At 62.0% G+C, this 22,638-nt stretch carries 15 protein-coding genes; 13 read left to right on the forward strand and 2 right to left on the reverse strand.

Annotation, left to right across the window (positions count from 1 at the left end):
• Nucleotides 1-73 precede the first annotated feature (73 nt).
• Both CIT26_RS06350 and CIT26_RS06355 read left to right on the forward strand, forming a co-directional pair.
• Entirely contained in the window at nucleotides 74-922 is an 849-nt protein-coding gene (locus tag CIT26_RS06350) for a MurR/RpiR family transcriptional regulator (protein ID WP_245319194.1), read from the forward strand.
• Nucleotides 923-1,000: 78 nt separating this feature from the next.
• Nucleotides 1,001-12,430 (forward strand): LysM peptidoglycan-binding domain-containing protein, encoded by an 11,430-nt coding sequence (locus CIT26_RS06355; RefSeq protein WP_095491778.1) that lies wholly within the window; start codon nucleotides 1,001-1,003, stop codon nucleotides 12,428-12,430.
• Here the strand turns inward: CIT26_RS06355 and CIT26_RS06360 are convergent.
• Nucleotides 12,403-13,365, reverse strand: a complete 963-nt coding sequence (locus tag CIT26_RS06360) for a LysR family transcriptional regulator (protein ID WP_095491779.1) — start codon at nucleotides 13,363-13,365, stop codon at nucleotides 12,403-12,405. The two genes, CIT26_RS06355 and CIT26_RS06360, sit on opposite strands and share 28 nt — an antisense overlap.
• 49 nt (nucleotides 13,366-13,414) lie before the next feature.
• Nucleotides 13,415-14,227: a L,D-transpeptidase gene (locus CIT26_RS06365; RefSeq protein WP_342586989.1), complete on the reverse strand. Its 813-nt coding sequence runs from the start codon at nucleotides 14,225-14,227 to the stop codon at nucleotides 13,415-13,417.
• Nucleotides 14,228-14,360: 133 nt separating this feature from the next.
• Between CIT26_RS06365 and CIT26_RS06370 the strand changes: the two genes are divergently transcribed.
• From CIT26_RS06370 to sctT, 11 genes are read left to right on the forward strand one after another with little or no spacing between them, the layout of a single operon-like run.
• Nucleotides 14,361-15,011, forward strand: coding sequence for a type III secretion protein (locus CIT26_RS06370; protein WP_245319195.1), 651 nt, complete (start codon nucleotides 14,361-14,363; stop codon nucleotides 15,009-15,011).
• 20 nt (nucleotides 15,012-15,031) lie between these two features.
• Entirely contained in the window at nucleotides 15,032-15,667 is a 636-nt protein-coding gene (locus CIT26_RS06375) for a hypothetical protein (RefSeq protein ID WP_095491780.1), read from the forward strand.
• A gap of 16 nt (nucleotides 15,668-15,683) precedes the next feature.
• Nucleotides 15,684-16,517, forward strand: coding sequence for a type III secretion system inner membrane ring lipoprotein SctJ (gene sctJ / locus CIT26_RS06380; protein WP_280951095.1), 834 nt, complete (start codon nucleotides 15,684-15,686; stop codon nucleotides 16,515-16,517).
• A gap of 47 nt (nucleotides 16,518-16,564) precedes the next feature.
• The gene (locus CIT26_RS06385) at nucleotides 16,565-17,137 is read left to right on the forward strand and encodes a SctK family type III secretion system sorting platform protein (protein WP_167391302.1); all 573 of its coding nucleotides are present in this window, start codon (nucleotides 16,565-16,567) and stop codon (nucleotides 17,135-17,137) included.
• A gap of 5 nt (nucleotides 17,138-17,142) precedes the next feature.
• The gene (sctL, locus tag CIT26_RS06390) at nucleotides 17,143-17,763 is read left to right on the forward strand and encodes a type III secretion system stator protein SctL (protein WP_095491782.1); all 621 of its coding nucleotides are present in this window, start codon (nucleotides 17,143-17,145) and stop codon (nucleotides 17,761-17,763) included.
• Nucleotides 17,760-19,118, forward strand: coding sequence for a FliI/YscN family ATPase (locus CIT26_RS06395; protein ID WP_095491783.1), 1,359 nt, complete (start codon nucleotides 17,760-17,762; stop codon nucleotides 19,116-19,118). The genes sctL and CIT26_RS06395 overlap by 4 nt, the downstream gene beginning before the upstream one ends.
• On the forward strand, nucleotides 19,105-19,593 hold the full coding sequence (locus CIT26_RS06400) for a hypothetical protein (protein ID WP_095491784.1): 489 nt from the start codon (nucleotides 19,105-19,107) through the stop codon (nucleotides 19,591-19,593). Before CIT26_RS06395 ends, CIT26_RS06400 begins: the two co-directional genes overlap by 14 nt.
• Entirely contained in the window at nucleotides 19,535-20,719 is a 1,185-nt protein-coding gene (gene sctQ, locus CIT26_RS06405; RefSeq protein ID WP_167391303.1) for a type III secretion system cytoplasmic ring protein SctQ, read from the forward strand. Before CIT26_RS06400 ends, sctQ begins: the two co-directional genes overlap by 59 nt.
• Nucleotides 20,712-21,365, forward strand: a complete 654-nt coding sequence (gene sctR / locus CIT26_RS06410; RefSeq protein ID WP_065006906.1) for a type III secretion system export apparatus subunit SctR — start codon at nucleotides 20,712-20,714, stop codon at nucleotides 21,363-21,365. The genes sctQ and sctR overlap by 8 nt, the downstream gene beginning before the upstream one ends.
• Nucleotides 21,366-21,383: 18 nt before the next feature.
• Complete coding sequence (locus CIT26_RS06415) at nucleotides 21,384-21,653, forward strand: EscS/YscS/HrcS family type III secretion system export apparatus protein (RefSeq protein WP_095491786.1); 270 nt, start codon at nucleotides 21,384-21,386, stop codon at nucleotides 21,651-21,653.
• A gap of 9 nt (nucleotides 21,654-21,662) precedes the next feature.
• Nucleotides 21,663-22,475 carry a type III secretion system export apparatus subunit SctT gene (gene sctT / locus CIT26_RS06420; RefSeq protein WP_095491787.1) on the forward strand — a complete coding sequence of 271 codons (813 nt, stop codon included), beginning with the start codon at nucleotides 21,663-21,665 and terminating at the stop codon, nucleotides 22,473-22,475.
• The last annotated feature ends 163 nt before the right edge of the window (nucleotides 22,476-22,638 follow it).

Raw genomic sequence — 22,638 nt, forward strand, 5'->3', positions numbered from 1 at the left:
ACATTGGGGGAGTAATCTGCCATCGGGGTGAATGGGGTATTTTAGAATGGAACAAGGTCCCTTGGCGGAGCTGTTGGTCGCACGATTCGAGCATATGCCGCCGCAGCTGCGGGTCGCCGCGCGTTTCGTGCTGGATCATCCTAAGGATGTCGCATTGATGTCGATGCGCGAGCAGGCGCATCAGGCCGGCGTTTCGCACAGCACGATGATGCGGTTGGCGCGATGGCTTGGCCTGCAAGGCTACGAGGATATGCGCAGCCTTTATGCGCGCGCGCTGCGTGAGACAGTCGCCGGTGAGCCGGGGCGACGGGGTGCCGGACAGGGTGGCGATCCGGGATATTCGACGGCAGGGGTCATTGCGGACACGCTCGCGGCCCAGATTTCAAGTTTAGGTGAATACGGCAATGCCTCACAATTCATCGCCGCCGCCGCCCTCCTTGCACGATCACGCAATCTGTTCGGTCTCGGCTCGCGCTCCGGTTATCCGGTCGCGAGCCACTTCGTCCACATCATGTCGTTTCTGGCTGGCGGTGACCGCAAGGTGACGCTTGTCGGCGAGATGGGCGGACATGGTCTGGATGCCTTGCAGGGTGCGGGACGCGACGACGTGCTGCTTGCTGTCGGCATGTCGCCTTATGAACGCATGACGATCGACGTGGCGCGCCAGTCGGCGCGGCAGGGTGTCGGCGTGGTGGCAATCACTGATAGCAGCGTGTCGCCGCTGGCCCGGATCGCGCGGGAAACAATCATCGTTACATCAAATTCGCAGTCGTTCTTTCGCAGCATGGCGCCGGCGTTCGCTGCCGTCGAGATCCTGGCGGCGCTGACGGCTGCGCGGTCTGAAGTGAATGCTGCGCAACGAGTAAAACAGTCGGAAGGGCAACTCGCTGCTTTCGGCATTTATTGGAAGCCCCCCCGATAACATCGGAAAGGTTGCTATCGGGGCGGGCGTGACGGCAGCCAGACTGCCGGCAACGCTGATTTTCCGGAGGTCGTCTAAATGGTTCGCCCGATAACGCCCGCCAAGCCGCCGGTTCAGCCGCAAAAGGTAAACGCCTCAGCGAAAGCCGAGCAGGTTTCCCGGCTAGAGGCGCAGGCTGCGAAGCTGCGGGAACAGATCAAGCTTGCCAATAGGATGGGCGAGCGCGATTGGGCAGCACAGGCCCGCCAAGATCTGGCGCAGGTGAACACGCAACTGACCACGGCACAGCCGACTGCCGCGACGGCGCGGCCAGCACCGGAGCTGCCTGCCGCAGTCACCGCAGCAAACGGCAACGGCGGCACCACCGCCGCGCCTGCGCTTTTCACGACGCAGAATTTCGGCGGTACACCAAACCTCCTGCTGACCAGTGGTGAGCCCGACGGCGGCGATGTTTCACCGGAAGCGAAGGACATTCTCAAGGCGATCGAAGGCGGCAAAAGTATCGACAACATCGCTGCCGAGCGGAAGATGTCTCCCGAGAAGGTGGTGGCGGCTCTGAATGCCGGCAAAATGACGGCGATAGCGACTGAACATGCCAACGGCGACACCCGTACGGTGGTGATCACCGACGGCAGCGGCCGCACGATCACCGAAAACCAGGATTATCAACATGGCGGCTATTACACCGAAGTGACGGGTCGCGACGGACAGGCGACCTCCTCGCCAATCCGTGACGATCTCGGCCGCAAGGAAACCACCAGTGTCGACGCGCAGACCGGCGCGATCACGACCACGTTCGTGGACGATCTCGGCGACGGCTCAGTCACCGAACGCACGACGAATCCCCAAACCCGTATAACCACAACGACCGAAACGAGTGGTGACGGTGCCGTCACCGTCACCAAGAACCTGCCGAATGGGTCGACCGTGGAGACGGTGACGCCCGCCGGCGGCCCCGCATTGCCGGTGACCACGGTCACGGGTCCGGGCGGCGAGGAAACCGTCCTGGCGCATTCGCAGGCAGCGGACGGCTCGGGCGCGCCGTCGATCCAGGAACAGCTTGCCGAAGGCAAGAGCATCGAGGAGATCGCCGAGGAAAGCAATCTCACGCCGGAGCAGGTGATCGCCGAGCTGAACGCCGCCGGCCTCGAGGTGACGCAGGGCGGTGACGAAGGCGAGACCCTCCAGATCGTCGTCACCGATCCCGAGACCGGCAAGACGGTCACCTACAACAACGACTACCAACATGGTTCGCGCTCGGTAACGACGGTTGACGGCAACACCGAGACAACCGACTCGGTCGACGGCAACGGCAGAACCAGCCACACCGAACGCAATACGGAGACCGGCGAGCAGACCACCACCATCGTCGATCCCAAGAACAACACCGAAACGACGATCGTCTTCGACAAAGACGGGCGACGCACCGAAACCATCGTCGAGACGCTGAATGACGGCGAACCGATCGATTACGAGGTCCAGCCGGGCGACAATCTGACCGAGATCGCCGAGGCCCACGGCGTGACCCTGGAGGAACTCGCCGAGAGCAATCCGGAACTGTTCACCTCTCCGCGCGACCCCGACCTTATTCATCCGGGAGAGACCGTGGTGATCGAGGGTGCCACCAAGACCACCGTCAAAGTGACGTTTAACGGCTACACGCTGACCACGTCGCCAGACGGCAAGATCACGCTGACCAACGATACGACCGGCGCCGTCACGGATATCGCGGCCGGCACCGCACAACAGGCGCTGGCCGAGCTGCTGCTTTCCATCAATCCGAACAGCAGTGACCCGGAGCAGGCCAAGGAGGATCTGGTCGTCAAGACGACGCTGGACGGCATATTCGGCGGAGCAACGCCAGAGCTGACCACGGAAGCGCTTGAAAAGCAGCAGGCCGTGGTCGATGCAATGGCACTATATGGTCCGGGACAAGACGCAACCGGCGCGACTCTCGACGGTGGCCCCACGTCGGTTGGTCCCTACGGGAACCCGCCATCAGCCACGGCTCCTTCGGGCGGGAAGTGGGTGCCATTGCTGGTCGACGGCAGCTGGAAATGGTTCGACCCGGAGGTGGCCAAGGCGATCGCAGCCGAGAACGTGGCGATTGCGAACTTCGGTGAGGCAGAAGCAAAGGCTGCGCAGAGCGCGGCACAGCTCGACGTCTATGCGCTGGACGCTGAATACAAGAACGCCATGGAGGGCGCCGAGTCAACGCTCGACGAGGTGCTGGCGCCTTATGGACTGGAGTGGAAGCCGCCCGAGCCGAAGGGCACGCTGGCAGATGCGCAAAACCGGTTGACCCTCGCCAACAACGCGCTTGAAAGCGCCAGCACCGCCCGGGCCGAATACGAGCAGGGCCAGACGTCACTTCTCGAAGCGATCGACAAACAGGTAGACCTGCCGACGCTCAGCGATCCCAACCAGACAGCTGTCAGCAGCCCGGGTGGTCCCAGTGCCGAGGAAACCAACCAGCAAGGAAAGGCCGCGCACGCGGAGGTCGCCGAGCTCTTTACAAACGTTTCTCTACACACCGCCAACGGCAACAAGGCCACGATCGACCAAATGATCAGCTCGACCGAGCTGGAGCTGAAGCTTACCGATGCCAAGCCTGGAAGCCCCGAATACACGGCCATCGAGGAGCGGCTTGAAGGTCTGCAAACGCTCCAGGGGGCCGCGGCCAATCAGGTGACCCTGGCCGAGGCATATCAGGAGTATGGGGTTGCACAGAAAGAGGCGGCGGATCTTGCCGTAACCATGGAGCCTCTCAAGCAGCAACTGCTTGCGCAGGCGCAGGAAAGGAACCCGCATCATTTCGATTGGGAAGGGTATACCAATGGACATGGTGACTTTACCGGCAAGATAAAATCGCAGGACATAGTCGAGGAGAACGGTCAGCTCTATGTCGTTACCGTCTATGAGCACGCCACTTTCACCGACGAGAACGGTGATGACACGAACATACATAAATCTGCCCTGACATATGACCTCAACGACGAGGGTATCAGGGAAGATTTCCGCAACGATCCGCTCAACAAGCAGTGGCAGGAGATGATGGCCTCGACGCAAGACACCTCGTCGGCGTCGGTATGCACAGCCAACGGAACGGGATCGCAATCGGCGCTGGACGCGGCCAAGTCGAAGATTGTCGGCGTGCAGGTCGATCAGCTTGATGCGGGGCTGAGAGATGCGAAGACGGGGCTCGTCGACGCGACCGCGGCACGCGACCAGGCGATCACCGACTACGGGCCGGGAACCGTAGAGGCGCCCGCTGGCACGCTCAAGCCAGGCGAAACGGCGGTGAAGATCACGGTGAACGATCGCGCCCTGTGGGTCGCGCCGGAGGTTGCCGCGGCCTTCGAAGAGCAGGGGCCGGGCGCGATCGGCGACAGCGGCAAATGGGTCCAGATCGAGATGGACGGCCAGAAGCTGTGGGTGCACCCTGAAGTAGCGGCCGCGGAAATCGATCGAGGCCAGGCGGAGACCGAAAAGAACCAATTGGAGGACTGGGAAGAAAACGTGCGGCCGGCGATGGTTGCGGGGCGCGACTGGTACGCTTTTTCCGCAAGCCACCCCAAGCTTCTCGAATACGGTTCCGCCGAGCATGAGGCGAAACTCAAGTACGAGTATTTTGAAGAACACAAGGACCAGGCGCTGGCTGGATATCAGGTCCAGTTCGAGAACCTCTACGAGGCCGGCTTCACCGGCGAATACGAGACGTATACGCCAGACCAACTCAGCACTGCCGTTGGTCAGACCCTCGGGCCCGACGCGTCGAGTGAAGACGTCCAAAAGGTCACCGAAGAAATCACCGACCGCGCCGGCGACGACGCCGAGGTCAAGATCGTGCCGATCTTCTCCCTCGACGGCGGGAAGGAATCGACGACGGCTTTGTTCGCGATCAAGAGCGGCGGCGACGAAATCGGCTATGTCGACAGTTCTGGTAAATATTACAGCACCTTCGATGAATTCCAGCACGAGAATCGCATCTTCAGCGAGAAGGGCAATCTGGTCATGGCCAAGGGCGGCGACATGTCGCTCGGCAAGGGTGGTTTTTCGCTCGACGAACTGGAAGTGGCCGACGCGCGCAAGGTGGGTTTCTGGGACAAGGCTACCGACATTGGCCTTGGCATCGTCGCCGGTGTCTCCACCATCGTCTCGTTCGTGCCGGGCGGCCAATGGGCGATTCCCATCGCGATCGGCTCCGGTTCAGTCCTTGGCGGCAAGGCTCTGATCAAAGAGGGTGATCACTTCCTGCAGGGCGGCGACTTCGACAGCCAGTCGGGTTGGAATATCGCCACCGGCGTAACCGCGTTCCTGCCAGTGGGCGCGGGTGCCCTGCGCACATTCGGCTTGGCAAAGACAAGCCTGTCCAGATCCCAGGCTTTCGCGGGCGGCTTCGGGATGACCCGCATGAAGGATGCCAGCTGGGGCATCGGCAGATTCCAGGTGAACGTAGAGGAGGCCTCTTATGCTGGTAAGGTCTCGGAGTTTATGCAAAGCGGCAACAGGCTGACTACCGCTGCGTGGAGCCTCGATGCCGGCGCCGTGGTTACCGGTGTTCCGTTGCTCGGCAAATCGGTGGAAGATCTGGCGGCGCATGGCGGCGAGATGTCCCTGCTCGAGCTCGCGAACGCAGTCGTGGGCATAGGCGTCGGCACTGTCGGCACAGGATTGGGCGGCCGCTCGCTGTTGTCCAACATGCCTGGAACGGGCGGTACTCGGAGCGGAGCTTTTCCGGATTCGGGGCCGCAACCGCGGGCCGTCTACGAGATGGGCCCTGACGGTGTCTACAGGCCCACCGGCGAACAGGTCATGCCGGACCCAGATGAAATCATCATCGATGGCGACGTGGTCGGCGAAACGTCCGGCCAGCAGGGGCCTGGTTTCGGTGCCCGGAACGGTTTTGACAACACGGGAGGGGCTAACCGTCCAACCGGTCCACGGGCGCTGCCGGCCGGCGAGTCCGACGGTCCGAACCCACCGCCACCCCCGGGCGGCAAGGGTGATCCATCAGGCGACGGACAATCGTCGCGGCCGATGGTCGTGCACGAAGCCGGCCCCGACGGCGTCTATCGCCCGACCGACAAACTGGTCTTCCACGATCCCAGCCACCCCGTCGTCGAGGGGACGGTTGTCAACGTCCACGATGAAGGGCCGAGCGCCCCGGGCGAGCGCGGCGATCCCGAGAATGCCAGCGACCGAGACGCCCAGGGAGCGCGTGAGCAGAATGTGCGCCAGCCCGCTGACAGCGATCCGATTGTGGTTCCGCCGGTCCGCGGCGACGGAACGACGCGCCCGGCCGAGAGCGGCTTGCGGCTCGTCTGGGACCCGGCGACCAAGACGTTCACCGGCATGCCGAAGCCGGACGCCGGCGAATACACCTACACCAGCGGCAAGGATCCGCAGCAGACGGGCTACCTCGACGGCGCACGCCCTTCCGACCCGGCCGTGCTGGCCACCCCGGACGAGGTCCTGCTCCAGTCCGAAACGGAAACACGCGACGGTTCGAGCCGCGAAACCACCGAGCGGCAGGGACCTTCCGGAGCGAAGCTGCCGGAAGGTGGGGCGCAAGGCACCCGCCCGTTGATGCGCTACACTCTCGGCAACCGCCATACCGGCGAGATGCTCGTCGATTTCAACCTGCCGGAAGGGCAGAGGACTGTCGCCATACCCGAACCCAAGGCGATCACGGCCGCGCCGGAGCCGGTGCCGGCCCCTGTCGAGCTCGACCCTTCCTTGCCGGTGCTTTATCTCGGCGCCGACGGCCGCTGGACAGCCGATCCGAACGCCCGCACCGAGCCACCTGCCGTGACGGACACCGGGCACCCCAGCCCGGCTCGGCCCGACGGCACGCCGATCATCAACCGTTTCTCGTCAAACCCGTACAGCTTCGGCCAGACGTTCAATGCCGTCAAAGCCGGCCTGCGGCGCATCGGCACGCGTTACCTGAACACCGAACCCCGCTATGACTATCCGAAGCTCGGCGAGCTGGTCGACAGCATCTATCACCGGCCGGTTCCGCAGGACGGCGTCACCGCCGGACAGGACATCTATGTCGAGGCCGGCGGCAAATACCTGCCGGCCAAGGTCATCGTGGCCGGCCCGCAGGCGAGCATGACCCGCGACATCGTCCTGGGCGAACATGCCACGGATGCCGGCTACCTGGGTTCCGGCCCGACGGTCGAACGCGCCAAGCGCGGGTCGATAACCACGCCGAACGGCCAGCTCAGGGTCAACACCCCGGCACGGGAAGTCCACACGTTCGATCCTGCCAAGAACCCGGAAGTCAGCCATCGCTCGGCGCTCGGCGAGACCCTGACCGCGACCTTGCCGGCGCTTCCCGACGATGCGGCGGCGACGCCCGCGCCGACGTGGACGCCCGAGCAGGTGGAACTGGTCGGCGACTACCTCCAGTCCCTCGAACGTTCCAGCGATCCTGTCGTCCGCGATGCGGTGACCATGACCAGAGTGCAACTTGGGGGCAGGGGCTTGCCTCAGTCCGGCACGGAAATAACGCAGGCTCAGCATAATGCGCTTGGCGAAATGCTCAACGCCGACCAGAACAGCCCGTTCACCGGCTCCAAGCCGGTCGGCCAGCTCTCGATGAACGGCTTGACGACCCTCCAGGTGTTCAGCGCTCAGGGCAAGCTGCCGCATCTCTCGCCGGGAGAAGTGATCGACCAACTCGGCCTGTCGACCGACGCCAGGCTGCCCCGCGGCGAGCAGTACCTTACCGCCGGGGCGCTGCCAGGAGAAGCCGGCTGGACCAATGCCGGCCGTGGCATCGTCGGCGATTACCTCAAGGCTGCGTCAGGCTCCACTGACCCGAACCTTGCCGCCGCGGCAAATGCCGCCTCGCCGTTTTTCAAGGGGGGCGCCACGAAGCCCGGCAAGGCCGTGACCGCCGCGCAGCAGGATGCGCTCATGCAGGTCCTGCAGGCCGACAGTGGCAGCACGTGGGTCTACGGTCCGAAGCTTCAGCCGGAGACTTCGTTCAAACCCGCCGGGGAGCTTTCGCCGGAAGGCCGCTACAATGAGAAGGTCCTGTCCGGCCACGACACCTGGACGCCGTATCTGTGGCGAGAGATGCGCGGTTACGCCGCCAACCAGCAGAAATCCGCGGATTCCGCGGTCCGGTCGCTAGCGCACGCGTTGGAGAACGCGCTGCCCGCAAGCAAGCCCAAGGCCGGGACCGAGATCAACAGCGAGGTGCCCGTCCTGCTGGAGCGGTTGCTGGATGCCGACAAGGCGAGTTCGTGGCGCGCCCCGACATTCTTCACCGACGCACAAGGGGTCTGGCGGTCCGACCGCGCCACCGTTTCCTGGTTCCTGCAGGAACACGAAGCCAATGTCGTGGGTGGGCCGATCCTGAATGACCAGGCCACCACCGCAGTCGGCCTCGGCGGATCGATGTTCGGCATCAAGATGCCGCTGCCCAGCCGGCAGGTCTATGGGGAACTCAGCCTGAAGAACAACGGCCCGGGCCCGGGCGGCACAGGCTTTCTGCTCCCGGTCCATCCCAACGACGCGAAGGGCCAGAAACTTTTCGTCAATGGATACCGGCCGAATTTCGCTTATGACGAGGCTGCGGCTCCATCTGCCCGGTGGGTCGCATCGGCCCCGATGCTGTCGAAGAACACGTTCCAGAAAGAAAACGCCGTTGGAGTTTCCCTATCCCTCTTTGGCTTCTCTCTGAGTGGGGCCTACGTCAAACGCACGCTGCTCTATCTCGGTGGCGAAGGCGGCCGGCCGGGGTATACGCGTAGAGAATCTGGCCCGCTCAGCCAAAGGGCAGCCTCCTTCTGGGAAGAAGCTGCCAGAGGTGGTGCCAGCCACTATAGCTCCGAAGGCAAGGTGCCCGGTTTCGAGGATCGTGTCCTCTACCGGAACTACAACCTCATTGCGCCCTTCGGAGGTGGCAATGAACCCTGGCGCGGTAGCCCTGCCTTCGAGGGCGTTCCGCGCGAGGCGGGCGCCGGGCCACTCAACCGCCTGGACCGCACGGACCGCGGCGTCGGTTTCGCTGCGAGCCTTGGATCATGGCCGGTAACGACGGTAGAACTCGGCACGGTGAGGAAGGACCTGGTGCCGCACACGCGCTCCGCCCGCGCACACCCCGGATCCTCCGAAGGCGCGCAAAAGGTTTTCTCAGCACTGGAGGCCTCGGACGGGCGGCTGACGCCGGACGTCCTGGAACATCTCGACACCTATCTCGCCGAGGTTGCGGCATCGCCGCACGGCGATTTAAGGTTCGCTGGCCAGCGCGTGGCGGATGTGTTCCCGGAACTGGGCATGGCGCCATATCCGGACCAACTCGCCACCACCGGCGGACGGCCCGACGGGATGGGCAGGCCTGCATGGAAAGCGTTGCGGCAACAGCTGGATCAGCAGGCCCGCAGCGAACTGACGCCCACGCAGGCCCATTACCTCAACCGGCTGCTCGAGCAGGACGTGCAGCACAATTCGCCGCCCCCGGACACCGCGCCGGCCCCGGCGGGCGACGGCCCGATTGTTCCCAGGAGTCCGGCGCCGCGACGGGAACAGGGTCCGGCGGCTGAAGGGTCGTGGGGACCGTCGACGGCAAAACCGCTGACACAAGCTGAAATTGCGGCCAACCGCCAGGAAGCATCGAGCATGCTGGACGATATGCTCCAGCAGGATCTTGGCATGCCCGAGATGAGGGCCGATCTTGCCGATCAGGTCAGCCGGTCGCCCGAGATGATGGGACTCTTGCGGAATGCCCACGCGAAAGGCGTGCGCATCGTCAACCCGGCGCGGCGCGATCTGCGGATTTTCGATCCGAGCTTGGAACAGGATCTGACTGCAACCGGATCAGGGTTGGACCGACGGCTCGACGTGATTTCCGTGGATGCCGATATGTTCCGCACGCCGGACGCGGACAATGACGCGGTCGTCGCCGGATTCGTCGATGCGCTTAGCCATGAACTGTCGCATGTGACCGACGCCCCGATCGACGTGCTGCCCCAGGATTTCGCGAACCGCCAAGCCCATAGGGACGCAACCGTAGACGCCCGCTTGAAGTCGGAGGGCGAAGCGGCGCTGGTTCAATACATCGTAGCCGATGAGCTTGCTGCCAACGGCGGCAAGCCGAATCTCGCGCTGCAAGCCGACCAGGCGCAGGCCGATATCTTTGACCGCTTCACCGCCGGCGAGATCGACCGCACCCAGGCTGTCCACGAGATGGCGGCGCTCTACAGGAGCATGGAGCCGAGCATTGCGGACGGCGGCACCTACGCAGACTACTACGGACATTTCGCGGACGCGGCATATCAGGCAGCGAATGTCGCGCCGGGCCACGAAGGCGATGTTGCTTCCAACGCATCGCATGTCGTGGGTGAACCGCGCGCTGCCGCACCAGCAAACAAGGGCCAACCCGCTCCGAACAATGGACCGCTCACCCGTGACGGCGTCAGAGCAACCCCGCTTGACCAGGTGCCAGATCTCGTCATGGGCGATTTCCAGCCGACCCAGATTCCATGGCTTAAGCGCGAGCAGGTGGCCGTGCTGACGGAACAGCAGTTCCGCGACATGGATCAGGCCGGATTGCTGCCCTATCTGACCAAGAGCCAACTGCGCGGTATCCCGAAGGCAAAGATAGGCCAGGTCAACATCGCGGGCCTCGTCGGGAAACAGGTTCCTTGGCTGACCGAGGGCCACATCCGGAATGTGACCGACCAGCAGTTCCGGGATTTCGGCAAGACCGGTCTGACGCCTCACCTGACGAAACCACAGTTGCAGGCGATAAAAGGAGACATGGTCGAGCTCGTTAACATGTCGAAGTTGGAAGCGCGCCAGGTTCCATGGTTCAAGCCCACCCAGGTCACGAAGTTCACGTCACAGCAGTTCAAGGATCTGGGCGAGGCCGGATTGCTGAAGAACCTCACCGAGCGCCAGGTTCCGGCGATCTCCGAAACCATGATCGATTCCGTGGACGTGGCCAAGCTCGATCCCAAGCAGGTGCCGTGGCTGACCGAGAAGCAGATTCCGCTGCTGACTCGCGATCAATGGGGTGCCTTCACGATCCACCATACCGAAGCCGTGACCCAGCCGCAGGTCGAAGCGGTGACACCAAGACAGTACGGGGAAATGAGCCCCGGCCAGTTCCGCAAGTTCACGCTTGAGCAGTTCGGGTGGATGAGTGGGGATCAGACCAATGCGCTCTCGGTGCTGCAGCTGACGACATTTCGGGCGACCCACAAAAACTCGATGACGCCGGATCAGCGGACACTTGTGGAAGGCGCGCTGGTTTATTCGCGGACCAAGGAATATCAGGCCGCGCTGGACACCTTCGGCACCATGGCGGGCACGTCCTACATGCTGTGGAGCTCGCTGCCGCCTACCTGGACCGCCACCGCCGGAGCGGTGGCATTTGGCGTGCGAGGCGTCGTTTTCGGTGCGCAGGCGCTCTTCCCCAACGCAACCGCAAGTCACAAGCCGTTCGGGCGATTCCTCAACGCGCTCGGCGGAGCCACATTCATTGCCGCAGCGCCAGGTGCCGCGACCGGGATGATCCAGGGTAAGGATCTTATCGTCAACAGCACGTTCACGGTCGGCAACATCGTCTATGGCACGAAGTCGATGCTGCAGTCGTTCACCGGCAGACCGGTGATCCGAAACCTGGCCGAATATCTGGCTGGACCCGGCTATGTGCTTGGCTGCGCCGCCTATACCGTGCAGTCCTGGCCGTCGCCGATCGCCACAGTCGCCGGCACCATGTTCACGTTCGGCTGCGCGGAATTCTATGCGTCGGCCAGAAGGACGGACCGGATGAATAGCCGTTCAGTGCCGCGAACCGATGCTGATATCGCGGCGGCGGAAAAGTCCGACAAAAAATGGGCTGCATGGGATCGGTGGACTCTGGGCGTCACCTTCGGCGTTGGAATGCTTCTCTTCTCGCTGGACGCCCTGCTCGCGGAGCCTTGGGAAAGCCCGAAGACGCCCCCTCCACCCGATCCGAAAAAACCGGATGGCGATGCCTCGTCGCAGCAACCCGATGATCCTTCGGATGTCCCAGATGGGCCGCAGATCCCGACGGAGGATTTCCCGCAACTTGTCGTGATCGCCGATGACGGCCTGAATTTGCGGACCCAGCCCGACGAGGATTCGACTGTGGTGACGGTTCTGCAACCCGGGACATTCATCGAACAGACCGCGAAGCCTTCGACCGATCAGTCAGGGCAGAACTGGATACCCGTCGAAGGGTTCGGGCCCGATGGCGATATGCATAGCGGCTGGGTTTCTGGCGACCACGTCGAGGTTCATCCCGACGGCAGCAGCAATCCTGAGGGCCGCACGAATCCAACGCTAGAGAAAGACGGCTACCAGTGGGTCGAGGTCCAGAACGGCGACAGCATTCGCCTGATCGCCAAGACCCATTCTGCGGATGTGGCGGAGACGGTAGTGCTCAATATGGATCATATCCTGAGCCCGGATGTGATCTTCTCAGGCGACCGCATCTATCTGCCGACCGCCTTGGTCGGCTGAGAAACCGCGGGCCTAAGCTTATCGGTCCTCGCAGCGTATGCATGCGCAACGCAGGCGGCCAGCTTTGCCGCCCGCTCCGCTATCGGATTGGATGGTTCGGAGGAGTAGGAGGCGGTAAACTGCAAGTCGGACGGGTGCCATTCGCATTCGACGATGCGCAGCTTACCGTTTGCGATATAATCTTGGACGACTCCCTCAGGCAGGGAGGCTATTCCGATTCCGTTGAGTGTCATCTTGATGGAAGCGGCCAGCGAATTGGCCGGAAAGATGCGCGGCGTCTCTTCGAATTCGCCGGTGAGCTTGCGGTAGAGTTCGCTATAGGGTCGCGTGGTGCGCGCGTAGCTGATGATTGGAAACTGCATCAGGTCGTTCAGCGTCACCTTGCGTCGGTTGGGCAATTCCAATTGCGGCGAGCAGACCCAGACAAGAGGAAAGGACGGCATCTCGATATTCTCGATGCTGTACTCCAAGACAGGGCCCATCAGCACCGCAAGATCGAGCCGGTGTGACATGAGTTCGTTGCGAAGGGTCGTCGTCGCATCGACGACGATATCCGTGTCGACAAGCGGATAGTTCGCTTTCAGTGCCGTGAGAAAATCCGGCAGCCAAGTGTGCACGATCGTTTCGGCAACCCCAAGCCTCAGCACCCTCGTCGTCTCTGATGTCTCTGAAAGAGAGCTGGCCATCAGTTGCAGCCGCTCCGCTACGCGCAGAACCCGTTGAGCAGGTATTAGCAGCCGTTGTCCCTCGGCGGTCAGCCTGACTATGCTGCTCTGCCGCTCGAACAGCTTGGTACCAAGCGCTTCCTCCAACCCAGCAATTCGCGTGGACACCGCCGGCTGCGTGGTGTTCAGGCGTTCCGCCGCCTTTCGAAAGCTGCCGAAGGTCGCCACCAGGAGAAAGGTTTCGAGCTGCTTGATGTTGAAAGGTATCACGACGGCAGGTCACTCATTTGCGGCTTTCGGGGGAGGAGGGGTCGAACCATCAACGCCGTACAATGATCTGGGTACCGATCTTTACGCGGTCATAAAGATCGATGACATCCTCATTGGTCATGCGAATGCAGCCGGAGGAGTTGGCCTGTCCGACAGTCCATGGCTGGTTAGTACCGTGGACGCGATAAAGCGTGTTGCCGATATACAATGCGCGCGCCCCCAATGGGTTGTTCGGTCCTCCCTCGACATGCGCGGGCAGGAAGCGGCCTTTTGATGCTTCTCTGGATCGCATTTCGGCCGGTGGCCGCCAATCTGGCCAGTTCTTTTTGCTCGAAATCGTGTCGCGGCCAGACCACTCCAATCCCTCCTTTCCAACGCCCACCGCGTAGCGCAGCGCCCTGCCGTCCCCCAAGATGTAGTAAAGGCGCCGCTCCGTGGTGTTGATGACGATCGATCCCTTCGGTTGAGCCTCGCTGAAACGCACGATCTCCCTGGGGATTGCTGACCAATCGGGCCGGATTTCTGCGTCCGAAGTCTGGTCGGGAGCGGAAGGGGAGACCAGCACATTTCTTGCCGGATCGTAAGTCCAGCTTCGTGGGTCATAACCACTATTCGATTGGGCCTGCGCCGGCGTCATGGCGGCAATCGACGTGGCCGCGATCAGAACTGATGCACACAATCTCTGGAAGAGGCGCGGGCTGACCAGGATTTTGCTTCCCGCAGCGCTGACGCCAACAGGCAAGTTCGCAAGCAGGATCATCTTTGCCGCCACCAGGACCGATCCCTTCTGCATCCAGGCGTTCAGCCGGCGATCACCTGATTCCAGCGCGCACCATATCGCTTTGCTGGCGGTTCGCAACATTTGGCACCAAATGCTCATGCGCAATCCAATTGGACTTCCAATTCTGCGATGTGCACGATAGAGTGAATCGGCGGGTAGATTATGAGACAAGCGACGCGGGCCATCGCTGGTGCGTCCCTTTGCGATAGGACCAATGTTGACGGGACGCGATACCTGCCATGCGGATAGGTTTTCGGGAGCCAGGGCTGCTTTCGTCGCCCGCGGTCTTGCGATGATCCTGGCGGTCGGCCTTGCCTCGTCGCAGGCTAACGCCGCCGAACCGCGCTGGCCTGCCGGCCCGTACAAATACATCACCGTCGATCAATCGGTGGCCGACGCGCTGGTCGAGCTAGGCCGCAACATGCGGGCGCCCATGCGTGTCAGCAAGCTCGTAAAGGGGCGTTTAAGCGCCGGCATGCCGGTTGGAACGGCCCGCGAGTTTCTGCAGGAGATCTGCAATCGATACGGGTTGGTCTGGCATTTCGACGGCATCGTCATGAACGTCGCGACCGAAGCTGAAGTCCGCACGGAAATGATCCCGCTTGATGCCACGGCGGCTGCCAGTGCGGAAGATCGGCTTTCGCGGCTGGGGGTCGTCGATCCGAGGTTTCCGATAAAGGTTTCCAAGCAAGACGATGTTGTCTCGGTATCGGGGCCGCCGTCCTATGTTGAACTTGTCAGGAAAACACTGGGAGTTCCTGCGACGCCGAGCACCAAGCCGGATCCTGGCAAAGTCGTTCCGGTCCGCGTTTTCCGCGGAAGGCAGGCGGAGGCGCAGAATGTCCCCTCCGGCAAATCCAACTAAGCAAGCAGGAGGGCAGGTTCATGCAAATCGCGCCGATTGGAGCCCTGGAAGCTACACTGGCAAACTTGACCACCAGCATAGCTTCGCAGCAGCAGATCACCACCGGCACGGCAGCGCAGCCGGGTAATCGGATGGTGGGTGCCAATCAGGAAAAACATGATGCCGCGAAAGTTACTATGCCTGAGCGCGGTGATGTCGCCACACGGGCAGGCCAGCAGGTGGCGCAGGCATCTTCGGGAGCCAATCCGGCAATGGCCGGACAATCCTCCAAACTGGAAAGGACCGAACCGGTCGCCGAACACAAACTCTTCGACTATCTGGCCGAGATGGAAAAGGCAGGGGGCGGGGCGGCGTTTACGGATCCGTCGGCATTGTTCGGTTCTGCCGTTCAGTCGCTGGAAGGAACCATGCAGCAGGTCCAGAAGGCCCTTGGCCAGGCAAATGCCCCCGTGAATGCTGAAACGGGCGCCATGCAGGATGGCGCCGGCAAGACCGTCCCGTCAGCCAAGGAAGGCGAAAACGCCACCGCAAAAAATGCCGAGCAACTCCTCGAGCGATCCATTTCGGTGATGTGGGCAGCCGCCAATCTCGAGGTGGTCACGAGCAGCGTGACGGCCGTTACGTCGTCCACCAGCACGCTTATCAAGCAACAGTAAGCGCTACGGAGTGTTCGTGCACATACTATCCTCGCCGCGGCGGTCACCACTATTGAATCGATGCGGCGTCCGGTGCCGCGTCGCGCTCGTTGTGGTGGGCATGCTTGTGCTCCAGGCGTGCTCGGTTGAGCTGTATTCCAACCTCAACCAGCGGCAGGCCAACGAGATCGTGGCCACGCTGATGCGTCACGGGATTCCGGCCCAACGCGAGGCCGGCAAGGACGGCAAAATGACGGTTTCGGTGCAGAAGGACCGTTTCGCCGAAGCCATGGCTATTCTCGACGAAAGCGGATTGCCCAAACAGGAATTCCAGACGCTCGGCGACGTGTTCAAGCGAGACGGGCTTGTATCCTCGCCGGTCGAAGAGCGGGCGACGATGATCTATGGCCTGAGCCAGGAACTGTCGCAGACGATTTCGGACATCGACGGCGTGCTTTCCGCGCGCGTTCATCTCGTCCTGCCCGAAAATGATCCGCTGAGACAGCGGCTGGTGCCATCGTCCGCCTCCGTCTTCATCCGGCACCGCGCATCCGTTCCGATGAATGAGCTGATCCCGCAGGTTAAGATGCTGGTGACCAAAGGCATCGCCGGGCTGACCTATGACAATGTATCCGTCACGCTCATTCCGGTGACCGCGGCAGTGCCCGAGTTCTCAACTGGCGAGGCAGGTTTCACAACATTCCTCGGCCTCTGGCTGCATCCGGACAGCCTCGTCGCCGCGATGTGGCTGTTTTACGGCATGACGGCGGCCATACTCGCGCTGGCTGCCCGGCTGGCCTACGTCCAGTGGTATCGACGACCCGGTGTCTATGCGCTCGACGCTTCGGCAATGCCTGTGAAGAAGACATGATCCAGACCGGCCCGAAGCAAACCGCCAGCCCGGAATGGCGGACATTCATGTCCAATCCTGCAGGCTATGCGGATGCGGCCCGGCTGGCGCAATGCTTTGACGGCACGATCGGCGAGGCTGCCTGCGAGCGTATGTTGCGGTCGCAACGCCTGCATGAGCGATTGTCGGAGCTTCTGCTCGACCATTATGGACTCACTGCCGCAGTTTCCGACGAGCCTGCCGACGAGGTGGACCGGGCGATCGCCTTGTCGTCGGGTGAGGAGTTGGAGGAACTTGCGCTTCGCGCGGGCGCGATCTACTGGGCCAGCAGTCTGGCCGCCGTCATTGCTGGACGCGAGGCGGCCGCGTTGCAGGCCGCACTTGGCGCGGATCTCTGCGCTATCGCAGTGGCCAACCGCGATCTGACCGGCCCAATGCAGCCGTTGAAGCCCCTGGAAGATATTCATCCTCGTGTCTATGCCGACGGCTTGAGTTGCCTTGGCGCCTGGTGTCGGTCGATGTCCGGCGAAACGAGCATGCGCGTTCGCCTCAAACTGATGCCGCATGAGCTTGTTGATCAGACGACGGCCAAACCATTTTCCGAAGCTGGTCCGGCAATTGTTCGACGGGCGATGGGTTAGGCGAGATGGTCGAACCGGGCAAAGCGACCACTGGCGTGCCGAGGCGTCCTAACGGCCGCATCCTGCGCGCTGCTGAGGCACGCGCCTGGCAAGATGGGCACGCCTTTCTCGACGAAGCCAGGCGTGATGCGCAGCAGTTGCGTGACGCCGCGCGGCGAGCCTATGCGGCCGAATATGCGCAGGGCTATGAAGACGGCAAGGCGCAAGGCGACGCGGATGCCGCGCGTTTGGTGAGCGAGACCGCGGTCAAGGTCGATCGTTATCTTGGTGGGCTGGAAGCCGAAATCATCAATCTAGCCCTCGATGTCGTCAGGCGAGTGCTGGGAGAATTCGACGTCAGCATGCTGGTCGCCAAGGCGGCCGCGCAGGCCGTCGCTGAAATTCGCCGCGCCAAATATCTGAAGGTCCGACTTCATCCCGCTTCCGTTAACAGGGTTCGCGACGAACTGTATGCGGTCCTGCGCGAGAGTGACTTGGGCATGACGGTCGAGATCGACACGGATGATACGCTCGCCAGGGACGCCTGCGTCCTCTCGACCGATATTGCCGTCATTGACGCCAGTATCGACGCACAGCTCAATGCCTTTGCCGCTGCGATTTCATCAAAGGCCGAGGCGCCGGCATGACAAGTCCCGCCACCAAGATCGAGAGCCGCCTCGCATCGATCGTTCCGAACCTGCGTTCCGGCCTGCGTGACGATGCCAGCCGACCCAGGAAAGGGCGTGTACGGCGAGTGACCGGCACGGTCATTCACGCGACGGTGGAGGAGGTTCGGATCGGCGAGATCTGCGAACTCGTCGATCCCAGGACCGGCAGCGCGACCAAGGCGGAAGTCGTCGGGCTCATGGACGACATGGCAGTCCTTGTTCCGCTTGGCGATCTCACCGGTCTTTCAAGCCTTACGGAGGTTATTGCGACCGGAAAAACCCAAACGGTGTCCGTCGGCCCCGGCCTGCTTGGTCGGGTGATCAACGCGTTCGGCGGGCCATTGGATGGCAAGCCGCTTTCGCCGGATGGCATTACCGGCAGCTATCCGGTCAATGCCTATCCGCCATCTCCGCTGGAGCGCAGTTTGATTTCCGAGCCTATCCAGCTCGGAATCCGCGCCCTCGATGGGCTTCTCACCTGCGCGCGTGGGCAGCGCGTAGGTATCTTCGGCGAGCCTGGCGTCGGCAAGTCGATCCTGCTTTCGGATATCGTCAGCGGCACCGACGCAGATGTTGCCGTGGTTGCTCTTGTCGGCGAACGCGGACGTGAAGTGCGCGAATTCATCGAGCATCAGCTCGGGCCGGAAGGGCTGGCGCGGGCAATCATCGTCGTCGCGACGTCCGACCGGCCGGCGATCGAGCGCGTCAAGGCCGCTTATGTGGCAACCAGCATTGCCGAATATTTTCGCGACCAGGGCAAGCATGTGTTGCTGGCGATGGACAACATCACGCGGTTTGCCCGTGCGCAGCGCGAGATTGGCCTCGCTTCAGGCGAGCCGCCTACGCGTCGCGGTTTTCCGTCTTCGCTTTTTGCAGTTTTGCCCCGATTGCTCGAGCGCTCAGGGCCTGGCCGCGTCGGCTCCATTACAAGCCTCTACAGCGTACTTCTGGAGGGCGATGGCACGCTGGATCCGGTTGCCGAAGAAATCCAGGCGCTTCTCGATGGCCACGTCTTTCTGTCAAACGAACTTGCGCAGCGCAATCATTTCCCGGCCATCGACGTGCTGCGCAGCCGCAGCCGCCTCATGGACACGGTGGTGCCGGCTGAGCATCGATCGGACGCCGGCCGTTTACGGGAGTTGCTCGCCCGCTACGCCGACGTCGAATTGCTGCTGCGCGTCGGTGAATACGAAAAGGGCAGTGATGCGGTGGCGGACGAGGCGGTGGCGAAGATCGACACCATCAACGCCTTCCTGCGACAGCCCTCCGCTACGCACGAGACCATCGAGAGGACACGCGAACGCATGCGGGGAATCGTCAATGAAAGATCGTGACATAATCGCACGATTGCGCGACCTCAGGCGCCACGGTGAACAGCGCGCAAACGAAGCGGTCATCAGGAGATACGCCGCTGCGCAGCGTGCCGCCGGGGAGGTTCAGGAGGCGGCCGCCACGGTCAGGGAACACCTCGAGCGCACAGCCGACGCCGAGGATGCAGCGTTCGGTTCACTTGTTGGACAACCGGTGAAGGCCGCCAGCCTTTATAGGCTTCAGGGACAGTTCGAGATCGCCGCCAGAAAAACCGAGCAGCTTCGGGAAAACGAGAAGATGGCCAGCGTCACCGAGCAACGACGCAAAGCGGAGTTATCGGCAGCCCGCAAGGGTCATCGCGCGAGCATGAAGGCCGTGACGAAGCTGGACGGGCTGTTGGAGCGTCTGACCAAACGCACTGCGCGTCGTCGCCTCGCGCTTGCCGAGCTTTCCGAGGAAGACGAGCGCAGTCCGCTGCGCTTGCCTACAGAGCGATAGTCCAATCCGTGATCGTGAATATGGAAGTGTGATGCCTCAGGCCTTGGCGTCGGCAAAAAAGAAAGCGCGCGCAGAGCCGGTGAGACGCACACGCTCGAGCGTTGGCGAGCCGCTGACTTTGGAATCTGTTGCGGCCGTGGAGATTGGGGCATTGAACGCCTTCTACCGCCGTCGTGCTCCCGCGCAGATCACGATTGCCGGGAAAACAATGGCGATCGCTGCCGTCTGGCCGGCACCGAACCCTGTGGACCAGCCATTGTGCACGATTGCGTTCACGGTTGGAGACACGGCGGGCAAATTGCGCCTGCCGCTTTCTGTTGTCGAACGGGGTCTTGCCAAGGCTGACGAGTTAGTCGACGTGAAACGACTGGCACCCGCTCACGCCGCACTGCTGTTGGAATCCGAATTCGAAGAAGATCTCGAATGGATCGAGAGCAAGCTGGGCGAGACGATCGCTATTACGTCGGTCGAACAAAAAGACACCGTTTTGGAAGAAACCGCTTTCGCTTTCGCACTGAGCGGCAAGGACGAAACCATAGATTGCGCCTTGCACACCGATAGCGTCGATCTGGCCGTCCAGGCCGGGCGCTTTCTCGACGAGATCGGGAAAGCAAGGCCCCCGGTTCCTGCCGAATTCCCGTTGCCGGTCTGCGTTTGGCGCAACGCGCTTACAATCAGCCTTGGTGAGCTTCAAAGTCTGCAGCCCGACGATGTGGTGCTCTTCGATGACGAAGAGGAAGAGGCGGCATTCGTCATTGCCGAGCGCCTTTATGCCCCGGCCGTGCTGACTGCCAGCGGGCCGCAACTGCTTGCCGCCCCGACTGCAATCGCTGGATCGAAATGGGAGTGGACTATGAATCAGAACACGCCGCCGCACGCCGACCAGACATTGGAAGAGGCAACTCTGGACCAACTGCCGGTTGCGCTTGCCTTCGAGCTCGGCCGCACGGCCATGCCTCTCGGCGAGGTAAGGCAGCTTGCGCCCGGTGCTATCGTTCCGCTCGCCAATGTGTCGAAGGAGACGGTCGACATCATCGCCAATGGCAAACGCGTCGGCCGTGGCGAGATCGTGCGGATTGGGGAGAGCCTGGGCGTGCGGATCGCCCGCATGTTCGACAATGCTTGACAATTCGCCCAACCTGCTTGGGATCCTGATTGCCGTCGGCTTCGTCGGTTTGCTGCCGCTGGCAGTCGTCACCATGACCGGGTTCCTGAAAATCTCGGTCGTGCTGTTCCTCATCCGCAATGCACTCGGCGTCCAGCAGATGCCGCCCAATCTGGTCCTCTACGGCATAGCGCTCGTGCTCACGGTCTATGTCACGACGCCGTTGCTGAGCGAGATGACGGGCCGGCTTCAGGAAGGGCAGGTTCAGTTCCAGACTACGGACGACCTCGCCAGGGCGGCGCAACTGGTCAGGGAACCATTACAGCAGCACCTCATCAAATTCACCCAGCCGGAAGAGCGGCAGTTCTTTCTTGACGGGACGAACCGCCTGTGGCCGGAACAGGCACGTCAAAATCTGAAAGACGATGATCTTTCGATACTTGTTCCTGCCTTTGTCGCGTCCGAGCTTACGCGCGCTTTTGAAATCGGCTTTCTGCTTTATCTTCCCTTCCTCATCATCGACATCGTTGTTGCGAACATCCTGATGACGCTCGGCATGATCATGGTCTCGCCGGTCCTCATTTCGATCCCGCTGAAACTGTTCCTTTTCGTCGCCATAGATGGCTGGTCGCGGCTGATGCACGGCCTCATCCTGAGTTACGTCTGACGCCGTTAGGAGGTTTGCATGAGCAATGACTTCATCCTGGCGAAGGTCCAAAGCGCGCTTCTGACGGTGCTGTTCGCGTCCGGCCCAGCGATCATCGCGGCGATGGCCGTCGGCATCCTTGTCGGGCTTGCCCAGGCGCTGACGCAAATTCAGGACCAGTCCCTGCCGCAGACGATTAAGCTCGTCGTGATCCTGCTGGTCATCATCGTCTTCGGCCCGCTGCTTGGCCAGCAGATCGCCGAGCAGGCCTCAACGGCGCTGGACGAATTCCCCGTCGTCACGCGTTGAGGCACGCAGATGCCGGTCGAACCATTCTTCGCGTCGGTCAAAGAGCTTCAGTTCTATCTTTTGGCCGGAGCTTTCGCGCTCGCACGCATGACCGGTTTCATGCTCCTGATGCCGCTCTTTTCGCGTGTGCCGCTATCGGGCCTTCTGCGCAACGGCGTTGCTCTGGCGCTGGCGGTCCCGGTCTTTCCGATGATCGTCAGCAAACTGACGAACACTGACATCGCGACGACGATGATCGTCGTGTACATGCTCAAGGAGGTCGTGGTCGGGGTAACGCTCGGGCTGGCGATGGGCATACCGTTCTGGGCGGCCGAGGCTGCCGGCGATATCCTGGACCTGCAGCGCGGCTCCACGATGGGGACTCTGATCGATCCGATGATGACCCATGAGACGAGTGCCACCGGCACCTTGCTCGCCGTCATCATGGTCACGATCTACCTGGCTGCCGGCGGCCTCGAACTTTCTTTGACCAGTCTCTACGACAGCTATGGCCTGTGGCCGATCGACCAACTTCTGCCCGTGTTCAGCAAGGATGCAGCCGGCATCTTCCTCGATCTGCTGAACCGCATTCTGATGATGGCATTGACCCTCGTTTTTCCGCTCATCATCAGCATGCTCTTGTCCGACATTGTGCTGGCCTTCTTGGCGCGCGCCTCACCGCACCTGAATGTTTTTGCGCTTTCGCTGATCGTGAAGACGCTGGTGTTTAGCCTCGTCTTTGTACTCTATGCCGCTTTCCTGCTCTTCTACATGAACCGAGACCTTGGATTCCTGCACGAGGCAGGCCGACAGATAGAAGCGATCGGCTGCCGCAGCTGTTAATGACAACAGGAAGATTTGCGCAAGCGTCGGTCCTAAATGAAGCAATCGTTGGCCGGCCAATAAATACAATTTATCGTTGAGGAAAGATTCTGACAATTTGACAAGCAGCCGAGCCGCCAACGATCTTACGCCCTCCCGACTTGTCTCTGAAACGCGCATATCC

Source organism: Mesorhizobium temperatum (assembly GCF_002284575.1).
In the GTDB taxonomy this organism is placed as follows: Bacteria; Pseudomonadota; Alphaproteobacteria; order Rhizobiales; family Rhizobiaceae; genus Mesorhizobium; species Mesorhizobium temperatum.

Bases quoted from the DNA above. Each gene is read 5' to 3' on its own strand.
- CIT26_RS06355 (WP_095491778.1), top strand. From the start codon at position 1,001: ATGGTTCGCCCGATAACGCCCGCCAAGCCGCCGGTTCAGCCGCAAAAG.
- CIT26_RS06365 (WP_342586989.1), bottom strand. From the start codon at position 14,227: ATGTTGCGAACCGCCAGCAAAGCGATATGGTGCGCGCTGGAATCAGGT.
- CIT26_RS06370 (WP_245319195.1), top strand. From the start codon at position 14,361: ATGTTGACGGGACGCGATACCTGCCATGCGGATAGGTTTTCGGGAGCC.
- CIT26_RS06375 (WP_095491780.1), top strand. From the start codon at position 15,032: ATGCAAATCGCGCCGATTGGAGCCCTGGAAGCTACACTGGCAAACTTG.
- CIT26_RS06385 (WP_167391302.1), top strand. From the start codon at position 16,565: ATGTCCAATCCTGCAGGCTATGCGGATGCGGCCCGGCTGGCGCAATGC.
- sctL (WP_095491782.1), top strand. From the start codon at position 17,143: ATGGTCGAACCGGGCAAAGCGACCACTGGCGTGCCGAGGCGTCCTAAC.
- CIT26_RS06395 (WP_095491783.1), top strand. From the start codon at position 17,760: ATGACAAGTCCCGCCACCAAGATCGAGAGCCGCCTCGCATCGATCGTT.
- CIT26_RS06400 (WP_095491784.1), top strand. From the start codon at position 19,105: ATGAAAGATCGTGACATAATCGCACGATTGCGCGACCTCAGGCGCCAC.
- sctR (WP_065006906.1), top strand. From the start codon at position 20,712: ATGCTTGACAATTCGCCCAACCTGCTTGGGATCCTGATTGCCGTCGGC.
- CIT26_RS06415 (WP_095491786.1), top strand. From the start codon at position 21,384: ATGAGCAATGACTTCATCCTGGCGAAGGTCCAAAGCGCGCTTCTGACG.
- sctT (WP_095491787.1), top strand. From the start codon at position 21,663: ATGCCGGTCGAACCATTCTTCGCGTCGGTCAAAGAGCTTCAGTTCTAT.